At 46.0% G+C, this 15,067-nt stretch carries 16 protein-coding genes; 8 read left to right on the top strand and 8 right to left on the bottom strand.

The features are described 5' to 3' along the window. Nucleotides 1–139: 139 nt before the first annotated feature. On the bottom strand, nt 140–1,321 hold the full coding sequence (locus AC1DP6_RS12495; protein WP_477055116.1) for a FecR family protein: 1,182 nt from the start codon (nt 1,319–1,321) through the stop codon (nt 140–142). Nucleotides 1,322–1,365: 44 nt separating this feature from the next. Beyond that, the gene (locus AC1DP6_RS12490; protein ID WP_477055115.1) at nt 1,366–1,956 is read right to left on the bottom strand and encodes an RNA polymerase sigma-70 factor; all 591 of its coding nucleotides are present in this window, start codon (nt 1,954–1,956) and stop codon (nt 1,366–1,368) included. Between the two features lie 130 nt (nt 1,957–2,086). On the opposite strand from AC1DP6_RS12490, the gene AC1DP6_RS12485 reads away from it, so the two are divergent. Next, nucleotides 2,087–3,307: a trans-sulfuration enzyme family protein gene (locus AC1DP6_RS12485; protein WP_477055114.1), complete on the top strand. Its 1,221-nt coding sequence runs from the start codon at nt 2,087–2,089 to the stop codon at nt 3,305–3,307. A gap of 96 nt (nt 3,308–3,403) precedes the next feature. Next, the gene (locus tag AC1DP6_RS12480; protein ID WP_477055113.1) at nt 3,404–3,589 is read left to right on the top strand and encodes a hypothetical protein; all 186 of its coding nucleotides are present in this window, start codon (nt 3,404–3,406) and stop codon (nt 3,587–3,589) included. 7 nt (nt 3,590–3,596) lie between these two features. Here AC1DP6_RS12480 and AC1DP6_RS12475 read toward each other — a convergent pair whose 3' ends face one another. The 3 genes from AC1DP6_RS12475 to AC1DP6_RS12465 form a co-directional block, all read right to left on the bottom strand. Beyond that, nucleotides 3,597–4,916, bottom strand: coding sequence for a GntP family permease (locus tag AC1DP6_RS12475; protein WP_477055112.1), 1,320 nt, complete (start codon nt 4,914–4,916; stop codon nt 3,597–3,599). A gap of 54 nt (nt 4,917–4,970) precedes the next feature. Then, nucleotides 4,971–5,450, bottom strand: coding sequence for a YdcF family protein (locus AC1DP6_RS12470; RefSeq protein WP_441574264.1), 480 nt, complete (start codon nt 5,448–5,450; stop codon nt 4,971–4,973). 149 nt (nt 5,451–5,599) lie between these two features. Next, the gene (locus AC1DP6_RS12465; protein WP_477055111.1) at nt 5,600–8,845 is read right to left on the bottom strand and encodes a glycoside hydrolase family 31 protein; all 3,246 of its coding nucleotides are present in this window, start codon (nt 8,843–8,845) and stop codon (nt 5,600–5,602) included. Nucleotides 8,846–8,921: 76 nt separating this feature from the next. Between AC1DP6_RS12465 and AC1DP6_RS12460 the strand changes: the two genes are divergently transcribed. The 5 genes from AC1DP6_RS12460 to AC1DP6_RS12440 all read left to right on the top strand — a co-directional run bounded on the left by AC1DP6_RS12460 (nt 8,922) and on the right by AC1DP6_RS12440 (nt 12,300). Then, the gene (locus tag AC1DP6_RS12460; RefSeq protein WP_477055110.1) at nt 8,922–9,113 is read left to right on the top strand and encodes a hypothetical protein; all 192 of its coding nucleotides are present in this window, start codon (nt 8,922–8,924) and stop codon (nt 9,111–9,113) included. A 98-nt stretch (nt 9,114–9,211) separates the two neighbouring features. Continuing rightward, complete coding sequence (locus tag AC1DP6_RS12455) at nt 9,212–9,742, top strand: OmpA family protein (RefSeq protein WP_477055109.1); 531 nt, start codon at nt 9,212–9,214, stop codon at nt 9,740–9,742. Between the two features lie 200 nt (nt 9,743–9,942). Further along, nucleotides 9,943–11,049, top strand: a complete 1,107-nt coding sequence (locus AC1DP6_RS12450; protein ID WP_477055108.1) for a Gfo/Idh/MocA family protein — start codon at nt 9,943–9,945, stop codon at nt 11,047–11,049. Nucleotides 11,050–11,175: 126 nt separating this feature from the next. Then, complete coding sequence (locus AC1DP6_RS12445; RefSeq protein WP_477055107.1) at nt 11,176–11,769, top strand: porin family protein; 594 nt, start codon at nt 11,176–11,178, stop codon at nt 11,767–11,769. A gap of 45 nt (nt 11,770–11,814) precedes the next feature. Next, a complete protein-coding gene (locus AC1DP6_RS12440; RefSeq protein WP_477055106.1) occupies nt 11,815–12,300 on the top strand; it encodes a DinB family protein in 486 nt (161 codons plus the stop codon). Here the strand turns inward: AC1DP6_RS12440 and AC1DP6_RS12435 are convergent. Together AC1DP6_RS12435 and AC1DP6_RS12430 are read right to left on the bottom strand one after the other, a co-directional pair. Continuing rightward, nucleotides 12,289–12,804 carry a DinB family protein gene (locus tag AC1DP6_RS12435; RefSeq protein WP_477055105.1) on the bottom strand — a complete coding sequence of 172 codons (516 nt, stop codon included), beginning with the start codon at nt 12,802–12,804 and terminating at the stop codon, nt 12,289–12,291. The genes AC1DP6_RS12440 and AC1DP6_RS12435 overlap by 12 nt on opposite strands. Before the next feature lie 141 nt (nt 12,805–12,945). Then, nucleotides 12,946–13,422 (bottom strand): hypothetical protein, encoded by a 477-nt coding sequence (locus tag AC1DP6_RS12430; RefSeq protein WP_477055104.1) that lies wholly within the window; start codon nt 13,420–13,422, stop codon nt 12,946–12,948. A 119-nt stretch (nt 13,423–13,541) separates the two neighbouring features. On the opposite strand from AC1DP6_RS12430, the gene AC1DP6_RS12425 reads away from it, so the two are divergent. After that, nucleotides 13,542–14,174, top strand: a complete 633-nt coding sequence (locus AC1DP6_RS12425; RefSeq protein ID WP_477055103.1) for a MarR family winged helix-turn-helix transcriptional regulator — start codon at nt 13,542–13,544, stop codon at nt 14,172–14,174. Between the two features lie 39 nt (nt 14,175–14,213). Here the strand turns inward: AC1DP6_RS12425 and folD are convergent, their stop codons facing one another. Then, entirely contained in the window at nt 14,214–15,065 is an 852-nt protein-coding gene (gene folD / locus AC1DP6_RS12420; RefSeq protein WP_477055102.1) for a bifunctional methylenetetrahydrofolate dehydrogenase/methenyltetrahydrofolate cyclohydrolase FolD, read from the bottom strand. Nucleotides 15,066–15,067: the final 2 nt, after the last annotated feature.

Genomic DNA, 15,067 nt, shown 5'->3' with positions numbered 1-15,067 from the left:
CATAGCTGTAATCTTTTAGCCGGAGGTGGTCGAAACACCTTCGGTTTTTTATTACAGGTATCCTTGCATAGATGTTTGAATTTTAGTTCACCGTTTTTCTATAACATTCTTTTTTCTGGTTGTCTGATAACATGATATTTTAAGATCCTACTATTAACTTTCTGCCTTCCAAACGGAAGTGGATACCTGATTCCCGGAGGAATGTCAGTACGCTGGCCAGTGTTACATCACTGCCTATTTCTCCTACAAATGTGATATCAGGAGGTGTTGTTTCATATACTACGTCAATGTCGTACCACCGGGCAATCATGCTGATGACGGCGGTAAGTTTTTTATCCTGGAAGTTCAGTGTGCCGTTTTTCCAGGCAATTACTGCGAGCGTATCTACCTGTTTGTTGAGCGTGGTTGCACCGGATGTTTTGTTGATGTCCAGTTGTTGTCCTGGCTGCAGGCGCCTGGCTTGTTCTTTTACTTTTACCTGCACAGCACCTTCCAGCAGGGTAGTGCTGATGTTGTTTTCATCGTGGTAAGAGCTGATATTAAAATGTGTGCCGAGGACTTCCACGGCTGTTTCGTTGTTGATATGTACGATAAATGGTAACGCAGCATTGGAGGCCACTTCAAAGTAAGCTTCTCCCGAAAGTGTTACACTCCTGTTGTTGCCGGCAAAGGCAGTAGGGAAGGTGATGGCACTGGCGGCATTCATCCATACGTGGGTGCCATCGGGCAGTTGCAGCTGGAATTTCCGGCCTCTGGGTGTGGTCATGGTATTATAGCTTACCGTGCCAGCGGCTGAAGCATCATAGCTCAGTTGTCCGTTGTGGAGCAGCAGCTTTGTGCCCTGTTGTGTGCTGATAATGCCGTTATGCAGGCTGTCCAGTACTACCTGGCTGCCATCGCTGAGGGTGAGTACCGCGCCGTTCTTACCGGGTTTTACATCGGTGGTAATGGCCGCTAACACAGGTGCTTGTGTGTCCCGATGCTGCCGCATCAGGTAACCGCCAGCGCCTATCAGCAACAGCACAGCAGCTGCGGCAGCGTAGTACCAGCGATAAGATTTTATTTTCCGGGTAACCGCCACCGGTTGCAGGATCTGATTAATGGTGGCTTCGTACAGGGCCGGGTTGTATGCAGGGTCGGGGGTAGCGGAAGCATGCAGCTCACTGATCATGGCTGTCCATTCTTCTTCCTCACCGTCTGCACGCAGCGCAGCGAATAGCTCTTCTTCTTCCGCTGCGGTAGCGGTACCGTTATAATAACGATGCAATAAAAACCGGTAGTACTCTTTTGCTTCCACGATACAATCCCTTCTTTTGCTCATAGACGCTGTGAAACAGATACTGTACTATGCGTCTTTAAAAAAAATTAAAAAAATCTGGACAGGAGTATAATCAGTAGGATAGGAAGTCGTGTTCCTGTTTGTTTTTCCAGGTATTCACGAATAAATTTACGGGCGGTAACCAGTTGGTTTTTGACCGTGTGCTCGGATATGTTCAGCGTTTCTGCAATTTCCCTGCGGGATTTGCCGTCCTGGGTATTCATCATAAAAACCTCCCTGCGGGAGGCCGGTAACTTTTCCACTGCATGTTTAATGAGTTTCTGTAATTCCCTGGCATAGATGCCGGCCGATACATCTTCATTGTCAGGCATATCTTCTGCGATATCATCCTGCCGGTTTCTTTCCCGTGCATGTTTCCTCAGTACAGAAAGCGAATAGTTAGACGCCAGTGTATACATCCACCCACCGGGATTTTCAATAGCTCCCAGGGTATGACGTATGAGCCATACTTTCAGAAAAACCTCCTGTAGTACTTCTTCTGCAGCTGCATCTGACTTCAGTAGTTTTTTTACAGACCCTAACAGTACTGCATTGTAGCGATGATACAATAAACGGAAGGCTGTTTCATCTCCATCTGCAATTTTTGAAAAAAGAAGCCTGTCCTCAGTTAAACTCAAAGCGTGTTCTGGATTTTATGGCAAAAACTATTGATCAATATTATATCATTTCCGCTTTTCCAGCAAGCGCTTTCTTTCTGCCGCGACTTTTTTTCCTGGAAATCAATTTCAGAAACCATTAATTTAGCGCATGGAAAATCATCCGCAATTTACAGAAATGGCATCTGCCGCCATCCATGCCGCCCAGTCTGATATGGGAGAAAATGCCCACGTGGTACCGGTTTACGCTACCGCTACCTTTACCTTCGATAACGCACAACAGGGAATGGACCGTTTCTCCGGCACGGCTCCAGGGTATATTTATTCCAGGTTTGGTAATCCTACCGTATCGGTAGCGGAAAAACTGATCGCCACACTGGAAGCATTTGGTATTGTACAGGAAGATGGCAGCCCTTTGCCCCTGAAAGCCTTGCTGCATTCCAGCGGACAGGCAGCTATGGCCAGCATGTTCCTGGCGAACGTAGCAACCGGAGATACGGTGCTCACTCATTACTCCCTCTATGGCGGGACCCATGAGTTCCTGTTCGACTTCCTCCCGAAATTCGGCGTGAAAGCGCTGATCGCCGATCTGCATGACCTGGATAGTGTAGAGAAACTGTTGCAGAAAGATCATACCATCAGGATGATCCATATTGAATCGCCCGCCAATCCCTCTATGCGCTGTGTGGACATTGCCGCTGTTTGTAAAATAGCCAATGCCTACTCCGTGAAAGTAAGCGTTGATAATACCTTTGCTACACCATACCTGCAACAGCCTTTCCGGTATGGCGCCGATTTCGTATTTCATTCCACCACCAAATTCCTGAATGGTCATGGCACTGCCATTGGCGGTGTACTTCTTGGGAAAGACCTTTCACTGATGCAGAAAGTGAATAAGACTGCCAAATTACTGGGTGGCTGCGCCAACCCTTTCGACACCTTCCTGCTGGTTCAGGGCATTAAAACACTGGAGTTGCGCATGAAACAACATTGCAGCAATGCCATGCGCGTAGCGGAATTTCTATATGCACATGCCGCCGTAGCAAAAGTAAATTTCAACGGACTGCCTTCTCATCCGGATTATGAATTATCTGCCCGCCAGATGCGCTATCCCGGTGCCGTAATGAGCTTCGAATTGAAAAACGGTTTTGATGCCGCTGTGCGTTTTATTGACCGGCTTCAGATGTGTGTACGTGCCGTATCGCTGGGAACATTGGATACGCTGGTATCACATCCGGCTTCTATGACGCATTCCGGAATGAAGAAAGAAGACAGGGAGAAAGCGGGAATTTCTGATGGGTTGATCCGTATCAGTGTGGGGTTGGAGAGCGTGGAGGATATTTTGCGGGATCTGGAGCAGGCGCTGAGCTGAATGTTTTTTTGTAAATTTGTAGATGCCCAGACAATCAAAATATCTTTCCAGATGCAGCTTTGAAGCTAGTTTGTAAGTATTTTTTAAATAAATAATATGGGATATATTACTGAACCCAAAGGTGTGGAATTTGTTGTTGATCCCAAGCCCTTGACGGAAAAGGATAAAAAAATGATTAGCGAGGTTATTTCTCATTATAAAACAACCGGTAAGAAGAAGCGTGTTCCGTCCAGAAAGGTGACCAGTAAAACAGTAAAAAATAAGAAAGCAATTCATAGGTAGAATTTATCTACAGCAACAACGATAGTAAATAAACTCCTGCCACAGATACCAGACCCATAACAATACTCCCGGTGCTGTACACCCTCAGCATCTCTTTAATTTCCAGGCCGGAGAATTTGGAAATCACCCAGAAATAGGCATCATTGGTATGTGATATCATCATGGAACCTGCGCCCATCGCCAGTACACAGATGATGCGTCCATTTGCGGAGTCGAGGCCCATCACAGGTAACAGGGGTTGCATGATGGCGGCTGCGGCAATGACTGCTACAGTAGAAGAACCCTGGGCTGTTTTTAACAGGGCGGTGACCAGGAAAGGCAGTAGCAGCCCCATGGCAGCGACGGATTGGTTTTGTGCAATATGACTACCTATATCTGCTTTGGCGAGAATGGCACCAAATGCGCCGCCACCGCCAATGATGATGAGTATGCCGGCTGCTTTTTCTGCGCCTTCCTGCAGGATAGTACTCATATTACTTTTCAGTTGCGTCAGCGCCAGGAGGATACCTGTGCTGAGCGCTACTTCCGGGATCCCCAGTATGGCGATGAGCTGTAGAAAGGGAGAGGGATGTGTTACTTCCAGGCTACTGAGCGAACGGATGGCAATGAGCAGAATAGGGATAGCCACCGGTAAGATGGACATCAGGACGGAAGGACCTTGCAGGGTTGTTTCAGCAACAACAGCATCGTTGCTAACGGTAACGGCTATCCGGCGTCCGGCAAATACGGACCAAAAATACCCACTGGCCGCAGCGGGAATGGCAATGAGTAATCCGTATAACATCACCTTTCCTGTTTCGGCATGAATAGTACCGGTCGCCGCGGTGATGCCCGGATGCGGCGGCATCAGGCAATGCACTGCATACAGACCGGTAGCCAGCGAAGAAGCCATGACGATCATCGGAATGCCGGAACGTCTGGCCAATGCTTTGTTCAATCCACTGAGTACAATAAATCCTGAATCGCAGAAGATGGGCATGCCTACCAGGTAGCCGATGATGTTCATCGCCATGGCGGAGCGTCCCGTGCCGGTGCGGCGTAGTACGTAATTGGCGAGCACGGTAGTGCTGCCGCTATGTTCCAGTATTAATCCCAGCGTAGTGCCGAGAATAATCAGCAATCCTAATGAACCGATGATATTACCAATACCTGTTTTGATACTGCCGATTATTTCAGTGACAGGCAGTCCTAAGATACCACCGGTAAGTATACTGGCCAATAATAACGCGAAGAAGGCATGTACCCTGAAACGGGCAGTGAGCAACACAATCAGGGCAATGCCAGCCAGCAATCCCAGTATGCTTTGTATCAGTGGAATGGTATTCATAGCAGTACAAGATAGTAATTAATTGCTTTCTTGTTTGCAGCAATGAGGATAGCGTTACATCGATAAAGCAGCCATCGCTTTCTGTTCATGTGCGAGTAATACTTCCAGCTCTTCCGCCGTCATGGAAGAAGGGGCTCCCCAGAAAATGGTGTTGGGATAGTTGACTTTTTGTGCCTGGACTATCTTTGCCCGAGGTACGTGAAAGTCGGAAGTAACCACCCACAATATATCCGGCGCCATGGTATATATTAACGCCCTTGCCTGCACGAAATCATCTATGGTGCTGGCGGAATTTACCGGGTTCGTCAGTGCGGACGCAGGAATTCCATGGGCTTGCAGGTAGCACTGCGAATAATGATAATGTGGATGTTCCGTTTCATTGAAATGGGGTCCTTTGCCACCGGTGCAGGCAATGAGGAATTGAGGGTTGTAGCGGAAAATCTGCAGTACGGCATTTAACCTGTCCAGGGCTATGGGGCTGAGGTTGCCGGCGGTGTCATTGGGTGCACCTAATGACAGAATTAGTCCTTTCATCGTTTTTGGTGTTTAACAGGGATAAATATAGGGAATTACGAATTAGGAATTACGAATTACGGATTTGTGGGTAGATAGGCAAATGTTGATCATCTGCTTTTATCTACCCGCAAATCCGTAATTCGTAATTCCTAATTCGTAATTCCTGGTTATAACACGTTCACTTCCTGTGTGGTAGCAGTGCTTAACCAGTTCGTTTTAATATGCAGGGTGCCTTTTTTCTCCGTTGCGCTGAAATAGCAGCCGGTAGCCGCTTTGTCGAACGCTGACAGATCCGTATATATTTTCAAAGACTGGCCATTGACAGTTACCTTTTTAGGTTTAGCCGGCTGGTGCACGTCCAGCAAATAGATTCTTTGCTTATTCTTACCTTCAAATTCACCTCTTGCTGCGTTGATCTTCACCTGCACTCCTTTGGTAGCGTCCACTTCAATCAATGTTTTAGCAAAAGCACCGGCTTTGTAGTCGCGTGTCAGCCCATCATCTTCATACAGATCAAAAGATGATTTGTGAAAAGGATAGATATCGAGTGTCAGTGTATCTGTTTTCTTTTCCCCATCAAAATTCATGAGTGGATACATCGGAATAATGGCGCCTTGTTTTACGAATAACGGCAATTTCTCCAGTCCCGCGGTGTAATTATTGATAACGGTAGCGCCGGAATACGCAGTGCCATCCCAGTAGTCAAACCAGGTGCCCTGTGGTAAATAGATACTATCTCTTTTTCCTTCACTTTTATACACGGGTGCTACCAGCAAGGAAGGCCCGTTCATGAACTGATATTCCGTTTGGGTACCCTTGCATATCTCATCTTCCGGAAATTCCAATACCATGGCCCTGGAAGCAGGTACTCCTGTTTCATGTGCTTCTGCACAGAGGGTATACATATACGGTGTCATTCTCATCTTCAGCTGCAGGTATTTTCTGTTGATGGCCGTATTGGCTTCTCCCTGCAGATAAGGTTGTTTGTTTTTCTTTGCCCAGCCACTCATCACCATAAATACCGGCGTAAAGCATTTCCATTGCAGGTCGCGTACGTAGGTAGAGTCGCTGCCGCGGAAGATACCATCTACGTCGCCGGTAGCGGCGTTCTGTGCAGAAAGCCCCGCCCCGATAATGGTGGGGATGTGGAAGCGGATATATTCCCAGTTGCCGGACTGATCGCCGGACCAAACAGTAGAATACCGTTGCGTACCAGCCCAGCCCATTACGCTCCAGATATACCCCCTGGCATTGCTGTTGTTTTCAATACCTTCATAGGCTGCTTTACAGCCATCCAATGCAAATTTATAACCTGGTCCTACCCAGGCTACGTCCAGCTTTGCGAGGCGGGAACCATAGGTGCCTACTTCACGTGCGATTTTGTCGACACCGTTTTCAGTCCATAAGCCGGTATAGAAGCCGCGTTTATGCAATTCTGTAATGGTAGAATCTAATTTCGTATAACCACATCCGTAACCATCATTAGGTAATATCCAGCCACGGGGCATATCGTTTTCCACATATTTATCGGCCACCAGTTTAATTACATCCGGGGTGGTGCCGGTAGTACCGGTACCTTTATACGCTTTTGAATCAGTACCGCTGCCACCACGATTGTAACAGTTGGCATCGCCTAAACTCAGCGCCCAGCGTGGCATTAAGAAAGGGCGGCCTGTTATCTGCGTATAGCCGTTGAGGATTTGTTTTAAAGCAGGGCCATAAAAATAGAAGCAGTCAAAACGGTTTTCATTATGTGCAAACTGTAATTCTTCTTTGAAAGAATAACGGCCCACGTCAAAGGTATTTCTAAAGGCGCCATATCCGGCAGTAGACATATAGAAAGGGGCGGGGTTGGGTCTGCCTCCATTATCCCATCCATTACCTTTTTCAATTAACACCTCCTGTCCGCGGTGCGAGAAGTAGCCATTCTGCATGCCGCCGCCATAAAAGTATTCATCGGGCTGCCGGCGCATGGTTTGCGTGGTGCTGGATCCGAACGACATCGGCGCAGATTCTTCCCAGATCACCCGGGTATCTGTGATGTCATACATCGCAAACCGCAATGGTTGTTTATATACACGAACGATACAGTCTTTACTTTTTACCTGGTAATAACTTCCTTTATCCGTAGCCGTTACTGTTGATGGCTTTGGTGTGTAATCCACCACAATATCATTGCCGGCAGGATTGCTGAACTCACCATCCGGCGCCATCCAGATGCGGAAGATATCATCGGTATAAAAAATCAGTTTAAAGGCCGATAAGCCGGATTTGATATTAAACTCATTGCCCGTTCCTTTGAAGTCGGTTAAGTTACCAACGTGTGATTCTTTGGCATTCACCCGGGCACGAAGTGTATCATTGAACGCATGCTCATCTCCGTCATAGTGAAGCGTGAATGCAAGTGCATGCAAGGTGCGGTCAGTTAGATCTGTTGGCGGAAATTTCACGGTCATTTCCTGTCCCGGTGCCAGTCCCTTTTTATTGGCGGGTATTACTGCGGCTATCTCTTTCTGCTGATCGATTTTGCAACTTATTTTAAAAGCAGATTTCAATGTTTCAATGCCGGTATTTTTTACCGTAACGGTGAGTTCATCTGCAGTAGTGAAGGTATTCTTCTCTTCATTGTGTGAAACGAGGCGGGTAATTGCCAGGTCTTTTTTATAAGCTTCCGCCAGTTCAATGTCATCTATCATCCAGTACCAGCTGTAAAATCCTTTCCAATAGAAACGGATATATACTTTTGGTTGATTAGCAGCAATCGCCGTGATGTTGAGTTCCTGATTGATAGGTATAAACATATCATTGGCCGGCGGTACATTATTCATCACATTGTAGTCGGTCCATTTGATGCCGTCTGTGCTAACACCTACGAGCAACGCTGCTCCCGGTGCAGCAAATTCGCTGTTGTACCGGAACGTGTGCTGGAAGCGAAGGATAACAGATGATTTGTTGGCACAGTTAATACTGCTGGTTTGTATCCAGGTATCCGGATATACTTTTTTCTTCACCCAGGAAGGTTGATCTTCATCCACAAGATAGCCTGCCTGAAATTGTAAATGATGACCGCGGCTTTTAGATGCAATGGGTGGTGCCTGTTGTTGGTATTGATAGGAGCCTGGGTAAGGTTGATCTGTAACGATCCAGTTTAAATCCCGTTTGCTGGAATCCACATTTTTCCATCCTGCCGGGAGCTCCGCGGTTTTGAAATTTTCCTGCCAGAAAACTTTGGATTTTTGCGATGCCTCCTGCGCAAAAGATGCGGCGCCCGAAAAGGCTAAAAGAACTAGTAGAAGTAATTTTTTCATGAATTGTTCACCATTAAAATCTGCCAATATATATACAGCTCCTGCGCCTGTTAACGAAGGAATACCTGTTTTTTGCTCCTGCTGTTTAAGATCGAAAGGTCTCAAAGAAATGATATTTCCCTATCTTTTCTAAAAAATAAATACTCCTTAGCCTTGAGTGGCAAAGAAATAAAAGTAATTGATGTCAACAGAAATGATTTACGAACAAGCATTAAATGGCGTTCCGGTGACATTAGCCGATCTTCCTAAACTGGCCACATTGAATGCCGGTCATTTTACTGCCATGCAGGTCCGGGAGGATGTTCCCCGTGGAAGCAGCTGTTTTCGATATCCTGCAGGACGCATACACGCAGATACCTGGGAGGAGTTATAGCATTAACGCATATATGATTTTGTGAATATTATAGATTATCGGTGCAACAGCTTGATAATGGCTATTTTACATACCTTTGTGGCCTAACACACCCGATAATGAAAAGAATGTTCCTGACCTCACGTTATTACCTGCTGGCTATCGTAGCCGTTGCTTTTATGGCTTCCTGCGCAGCTTCAAAGAAAAGCAGCAGTCAGCATGTATATATGAACAAGCAATATGAAGAGCTGAAAAATATATTGAACGAGGCCGAAGTGAGCATCATCAAAGACAGCCTGAAAGTGATCTTCCCCAATAACGTTCTTTTTGCCACGGCATCCGACCAGGTGAATGAAAGCGTAAAGCCAACATTCGGACATTTTGCGGAAGTGCTGAACAAGTACAACAAAACAAAAATCCTGATCACTGGTCATACTGATAATACAGGGGCTGTTACCTATAACCGCGATTTATCTGAAAGGCGTGCTGCCGGAGCCAAAAAATTGCTCAGCAGTTATAATGTCAGCAATGACCGCATGTTTACCTGGGGCCTGTCTGACCGCGACCCGGTGGCCACCAATGACACCGAAGCCGGCAAGGCAAAGAACAGAAGAGTAGAGTTTGTTATTTTGTATGATGTAAAGGATTAAGTTGTTGATATACCCGGAAGGCAGGTGCCGCCCATAGCGGCCCTGCCACCACTCCAGGAGATACCCCCGTTTGTTGCTACCGTTATTCCCGCCTCATTTTCGTATACCCGTTTCGTTATATTTTAGCTGCCTCCGCGCATAAAAATGCTGGATATTTTTTGTATCATTAATCCATACATGAAACCCAAAATATTCCCGTTATGAACTCACGTCGTGACTTTCTGCAAAAAATTGCTGCTACTGCTATGGTAATGCCGTTAATGCCGCTGACCGGGTGGGCCGCGCGCATGAATAACTACGATGGGCCCGTTTTAAGGGTGGCCATCATGGGGTTAGGTGGCTATGGTAACCGTGTAGCAGAAGCGATGCGCGCTTGCGTAAAAGCTAAACTGGTAGGAGTGATCAGTGGTACCCCTGCTAAAATTAAAGACTGGCAGAGCCGCTTCGCTATTCCGGAAAAGAACTGTTACAACTACGACAACTTTGACCAGATAAAAGATAACAAAGACATTGATGTAGTGTATATCACCACACCTAACGGCCTGCATCATGACCAGGTAATACGTGTAGCCGCTGCAGGTAAACATGTGATCTGTGAAAAGCCCATGGCGGTAAATGCGCGGGAAGGGCAGGAAATGGTGGATGCCTGCAAAAAGGCAAATGTGCAGCTCTTGGTAGGATACCGCATGCATTTTGAGCCCAAAACACTGGAGATCATCCGTATGAGAAATGCAGGCGAATTGGGTAAGATCCTGTTTTTCCAGGGACAATGCGGTTTTAAAATCGGTGATCCTACACAGTGGCGTCTAAATAAACAACTGGCAGGTGGTGGATCTATGATGGACATCGGGATCTATGCCATCAACGGCTCCCGTTATATGGTAGGAGAAGATCCTGTATGGGTGACTGCACAGGAAACAAAAACAGATCCGGTGAAATTTAAAGCAGGTGTGGATGAAACCATACAATTCCAGCTTGGCTTCCCGGGAGGGGCAGTAGCCTCCTGTTTATCCACGTATAACATGAATAACCTGGACCGCTTTTTCTTAAACGGCGAAAAAGGATTTGCCGAATTATGGCCATCCACCGGCTACGGTCCTATTAAAGGACGCACCAGCAAGGGCGAGTTAACACAGCCACATGTAACCCATCAAACCGTGCAGATGGAAGAAATGGCAGGCATCCTCCTGGAAGGAAAACAGCCGGTTGTGCCGGTGAACGGAGAGGAGGCCGTGAAAGACTTAAAGATCATTGATGCCATTTATAAAGCGGCCAAAACAGGGCAAAAAGTAAATCTGAGCCTTTGACCGTATCTGATTGGCCGAGGAAATTCCGCACGTGATAGTGAAAAACAGGAGGATCATCTATTAGTGGTAATGCGGCTGCAATACGCATCTGATCAATTCGTTTCTTTATGGTTAAATTGATCAACTATGAAAAAACGAATATTGGCAGTGGCTATCCTATGCGCTGTTGTTTCCGTAGTGAACGCACAACAATTGCATTACGGAATAAAGGCCGATCTGAATATGTTTAGGCTGAACGGAGAAGGGATAAAATCGAATTATACCTTAGGCGGAAGAATCGGTGTTTTTGCGAGTTATGATTTTACAAAGAAATGGGGCATTCAGCCGGAGTTATTGTTTTCACAGGCTTCTCCAAAACGTGGCGATGACTTCAGTTCCCGATATATTCACTCCAGTAATGATGGCGCCAACAAAAGCATTAAGTTAAGTTACCTTACCGTGCCGGTATTGCTGCGTTACAATATCAACAAAATGATCACCGTAAATGCAGGTCCGGAGTACAGTTATTTATTTTATGCCAATGAAAATCTGCTCACTTATAGCCGGGCCGCTTTTAAACGCAGTGACCTGGGACTGGCTGCCGGCGCCACTTTAACGTTTGATATATTACATGTATATGCACGCTATGTATTGGGATTATCAGATGTAAATAATATTGATGACCGCTACCAGTGGAAAACACAACAGGCACAGATTGGTCTTGGCATCAATTTTAAATAGGAAAACATTAATTTTATCGCTCCTCTTTTACCGGGGAGTTGTAAAATGGATAAAGTATATAGACAAGGCGCCATTGGCGCCTTACTGGACGAATATGAAAGAGCGGTAGCTGAACTGGTGGTATGCATTACAGGTATTCCTGATACTGCGTTGGTAGCTATTGCCGATCCACTTACCCTCAATCCTGACTGCCGGTCCATTCAAACCGTGTTAGCGCACGTGGCTGGTTCCATGTATTCCTACGCAGGTTATATCCACCGTTTCAAGGGGCATGTGTATGAAAAGCCGGATAAGAAGTTGCGCTCTGCCGCCGGCGATTATATAAATGATCTGAGAGATGCATTCCGGTTTACCACCGAAGTATTCAACGACATTAAAGACGATGAGCTGGAACAACCGGATAATGCAAAGAAAATATTTACCAACTGGGGACAGTTATACGACATCGAACAACTGATGGAACATGCCATAGTACACATTTTGCGTCACCGGCGGCAAATAGAGCGAATGAAGATCGGGCTAGGCGTGTAATTGTGCGCTTATCAAATGTGCCTGTATGTTTTGCAGCTGATGTATATGTCGTTGTGTATGAATGTTGATAAACTGTATCCATTCCAACCTGGTAAAAGGTCCGAAGCCAGGTACTTCAAAGCTGGTACATTCTTCCTGTAAATGGAGTGTATGTGCAGCAGTGGTCAGCTTTTCCCATATCTGGTGAATGTTGCCAAGTATCACTTCTTTAGTAAGATAATCATTGCCGGGACGAATCATGTCAGGCGATGTCATTTTAATGCTGAAGTTTAAAAACATGGCTTTGATGGCATCGACCTTTTCATCGGGTACTCGATCTGTTGGTGTGGCAGGACCATAGAGCAGGCTGCAGTCTCCCGCCTTCCATATATGCTCTGCTACCTGTCCGGCGGTCCAGCTGCCTTCAAAGGGAATCTTATTTAATTGTTCTTCTGTAAAAGAAGAAAGTAACCGTAAAAGGGTGCTGCCGGTGAGATCTATCTCACTGATTAATTGTGCTTTCATAGCGGATCGTTTTGTCTACTGCAAACTTAACGGGATATATTGGTTTGTATCGGGTGCTAACACGCCAATATAGCGGGTCGAAAGCGACAATCATCAGGCTGTCAAAAGTGGCTGTCGTATAAAAAGACAGCCACGCACACCTCAGTTAAACCGGAATACACTTAAAATGATGATGATAACAAATAGTGTTAACTGCATGATATGAAAGCGGCGCAGGTTCACCTTCACCTGTTGCAGCTCACTACTCATATGACCATCTGCAACGGTTAGCAGCTGGTGTAATTTTACGCCTTGTTTTCTGCCCACCAATAACCCGTTTAATATCAATATAATGACCACGGCCAGCTTTACCTGGAACCAGCGCATCTCTGCAAACACTCCCTGGGTAAGGGCCATCATGGCTACGCCGGACAAAATGAGCAATCCCACACCGAGTCCCATGATCATGGGGAATTTAGACATGGTTTGTTGTAAGCCCTGTGTACTGAGCGGGTTACCAGGATAGTGTTTCCAAAACTGTTTGAAAGCAATGAAGTCGGATAAAGTAGTACCAGCCATCATGACCAGTCCTGCGATGTGGCATACTAAAGCCGCAGGAAGAAGATAGGGAGAAAGCATAGTTATCATTGTTTTATTACGTAAACATTGTTTATTATAACAAATGTAATACGAAAACGTAATAGTTGGTACGTATCGCTCATCTTTTTTTTACTTTTACTACGAAAACGAAATAACTGATGCAGAAAACAATTGAACTCATTAACCGGTGGGGCGAATTTGCAGAGCGGCATCCGGGAGCCAGCATTGAAGACTTTTGCCGGTATCAGCTGATTCATACAAGAGAAAGCAACAGCTCAGGCGCACTGGCAGGTGGTGTGGTGCCTCATACAGACGGACTGCTGCTGCGGATAATCGGGAGGATCAATAAGCTGAACATGACCTATGCGCATGCGGCTTTCGAAAATACGGGCGTTACCCAGATGGAAGAATTTGGATTGCTGCTAACGATCCAGCAACATAAGCATCCGAAAAAATCGGAAGTGATCTATGCATGTCTGCTGGAGGTGTCCAGCGGAACGGATATGTTGAACCGCCTGAAAGCAAAAGGTTTCCTGAAGGAAATCAACGACAAAACTGATAAACGTTCAAAGCGACTGGAGTTGACAACCCAGGGCGAAAAGGTAATTGCTGTTTGCCAGGAACGCATCGGGAAACTGGCAAAGATGATGTTGGCTGAAATGGGGCAGGATGATAAGCGCTTATGTATACAGTTATTAAAAGAAACGGAAATGAAGTTCTCCACTTTATTTCAGGGGCATAAAGGAAAATCTTTCGATGAAATTTATAAAGAGGTAATGGGTAAAAAGTAAAAGGTGCCACTATACAGTAACACCTTTCACCATATTTTATTATGCGGTTATTTTCTTTTCAGCAGATGCCACCGTCTGTGCTATTAAGGTAGCAATGGTCATCGGGCCAACGCCACCTGGTACCGGGGTGTAAGCAGCGGCGCGATCTTTTACTTTATTGATTTCCACATCACCCAGTCCGCCTTTATGAYATCCGGCATCTACTACAATAGCGCCATCTTTTATCCATTCTGCTTTAATAAATTCAGGTCTGCCTACGGCGCCAACTACTATGTCGGCCTGTTTGATCAGCTCCGCTAAGTTGTTGGTTTTGGAGTGGCAAATGGTTACAGTGGCATTTTCATTCAGCAGCATCATAGCTACCGGTTTACCAAGAATAGGGCTACGACCTACTACTACCGCATGTTTGCCGGCAATAGGCAGTTTGTAATGCTTCAGCAGCTCCATAATGCCGGCTGGTGTGGCGCTGCCATAAGCGGGTTCGCTCATGGACATGCGGCCAAAACCCAGACAAGTAACTCCGTCCACATCTTTATGGATGGCAATTTTGTCGAAGCAGGCCCTTTCATCGATCTGATGAGGAACAGGATGCTGCAGCAGTATACCACAGATCTGATCGTCATTATTTAATTTTTCAATTTCCGCTAATAATTCCGCTGTCGTYGTTTCTTCCGGTAAATGTACCCGCAGTGACTTCATGCTCACGCGCTCGCAGGCATTACCTTTCATTTTTACATATACTTCTGAAGAAGGATCATTGCCTACCAGGATAGTGGCCAATACCGGCACTACACCTGTTTGTGCGATGATTTTCTCTACCCTTACCTTTAAATCTGCCTCCATTTCTTTGGATAAAGCTTTCCCGTCTAGCAGTATAGATGTTGCTGTCATAT

It is taken from the genome of Chitinophaga sp. 01L420 (assembly GCF_056399985.1).
This window is presented reverse-complemented; position numbering and strand designations above follow the sequence as displayed.

Excerpts from the sequence above, each read along its gene's own strand:
- AC1DP6_RS12495 (WP_477055116.1), bottom strand. The coding sequence starts at position 1,321 with ATGAGCAAAAGAAGGGATTGTATCGTGGAAGCAAAAGAGTACTACCGG.
- AC1DP6_RS12485 (WP_477055114.1), top strand. The coding sequence starts at position 2,087 with ATGGAAAATCATCCGCAATTTACAGAAATGGCATCTGCCGCCATCCAT.
- AC1DP6_RS12480 (WP_477055113.1), top strand. The coding sequence starts at position 3,404 with ATGGGATATATTACTGAACCCAAAGGTGTGGAATTTGTTGTTGATCCC.
- AC1DP6_RS12475 (WP_477055112.1), bottom strand. The coding sequence starts at position 4,916 with ATGAATACCATTCCACTGATACAAAGCATACTGGGATTGCTGGCTGGC.
- AC1DP6_RS12470 (WP_441574264.1), bottom strand. The coding sequence starts at position 5,450 with ATGAAAGGACTAATTCTGTCATTAGGTGCACCCAATGACACCGCCGGC.
- AC1DP6_RS12460 (WP_477055110.1), top strand. The coding sequence starts at position 8,922 with ATGTCAACAGAAATGATTTACGAACAAGCATTAAATGGCGTTCCGGTG.
- AC1DP6_RS12455 (WP_477055109.1), top strand. The coding sequence starts at position 9,212 with ATGAAAAGAATGTTCCTGACCTCACGTTATTACCTGCTGGCTATCGTA.
- AC1DP6_RS12450 (WP_477055108.1), top strand. The coding sequence starts at position 9,943 with ATGAACTCACGTCGTGACTTTCTGCAAAAAATTGCTGCTACTGCTATG.
- AC1DP6_RS12445 (WP_477055107.1), top strand. The coding sequence starts at position 11,176 with ATGAAAAAACGAATATTGGCAGTGGCTATCCTATGCGCTGTTGTTTCC.
- AC1DP6_RS12440 (WP_477055106.1), top strand. The coding sequence starts at position 11,815 with ATGGATAAAGTATATAGACAAGGCGCCATTGGCGCCTTACTGGACGAA.
- AC1DP6_RS12435 (WP_477055105.1), bottom strand. The coding sequence starts at position 12,804 with ATGAAAGCACAATTAATCAGTGAGATAGATCTCACCGGCAGCACCCTT.
- AC1DP6_RS12430 (WP_477055104.1), bottom strand. The coding sequence starts at position 13,422 with ATGCTTTCTCCCTATCTTCTTCCTGCGGCTTTAGTATGCCACATCGCA.
- AC1DP6_RS12425 (WP_477055103.1), top strand. The coding sequence starts at position 13,542 with ATGCAGAAAACAATTGAACTCATTAACCGGTGGGGCGAATTTGCAGAG.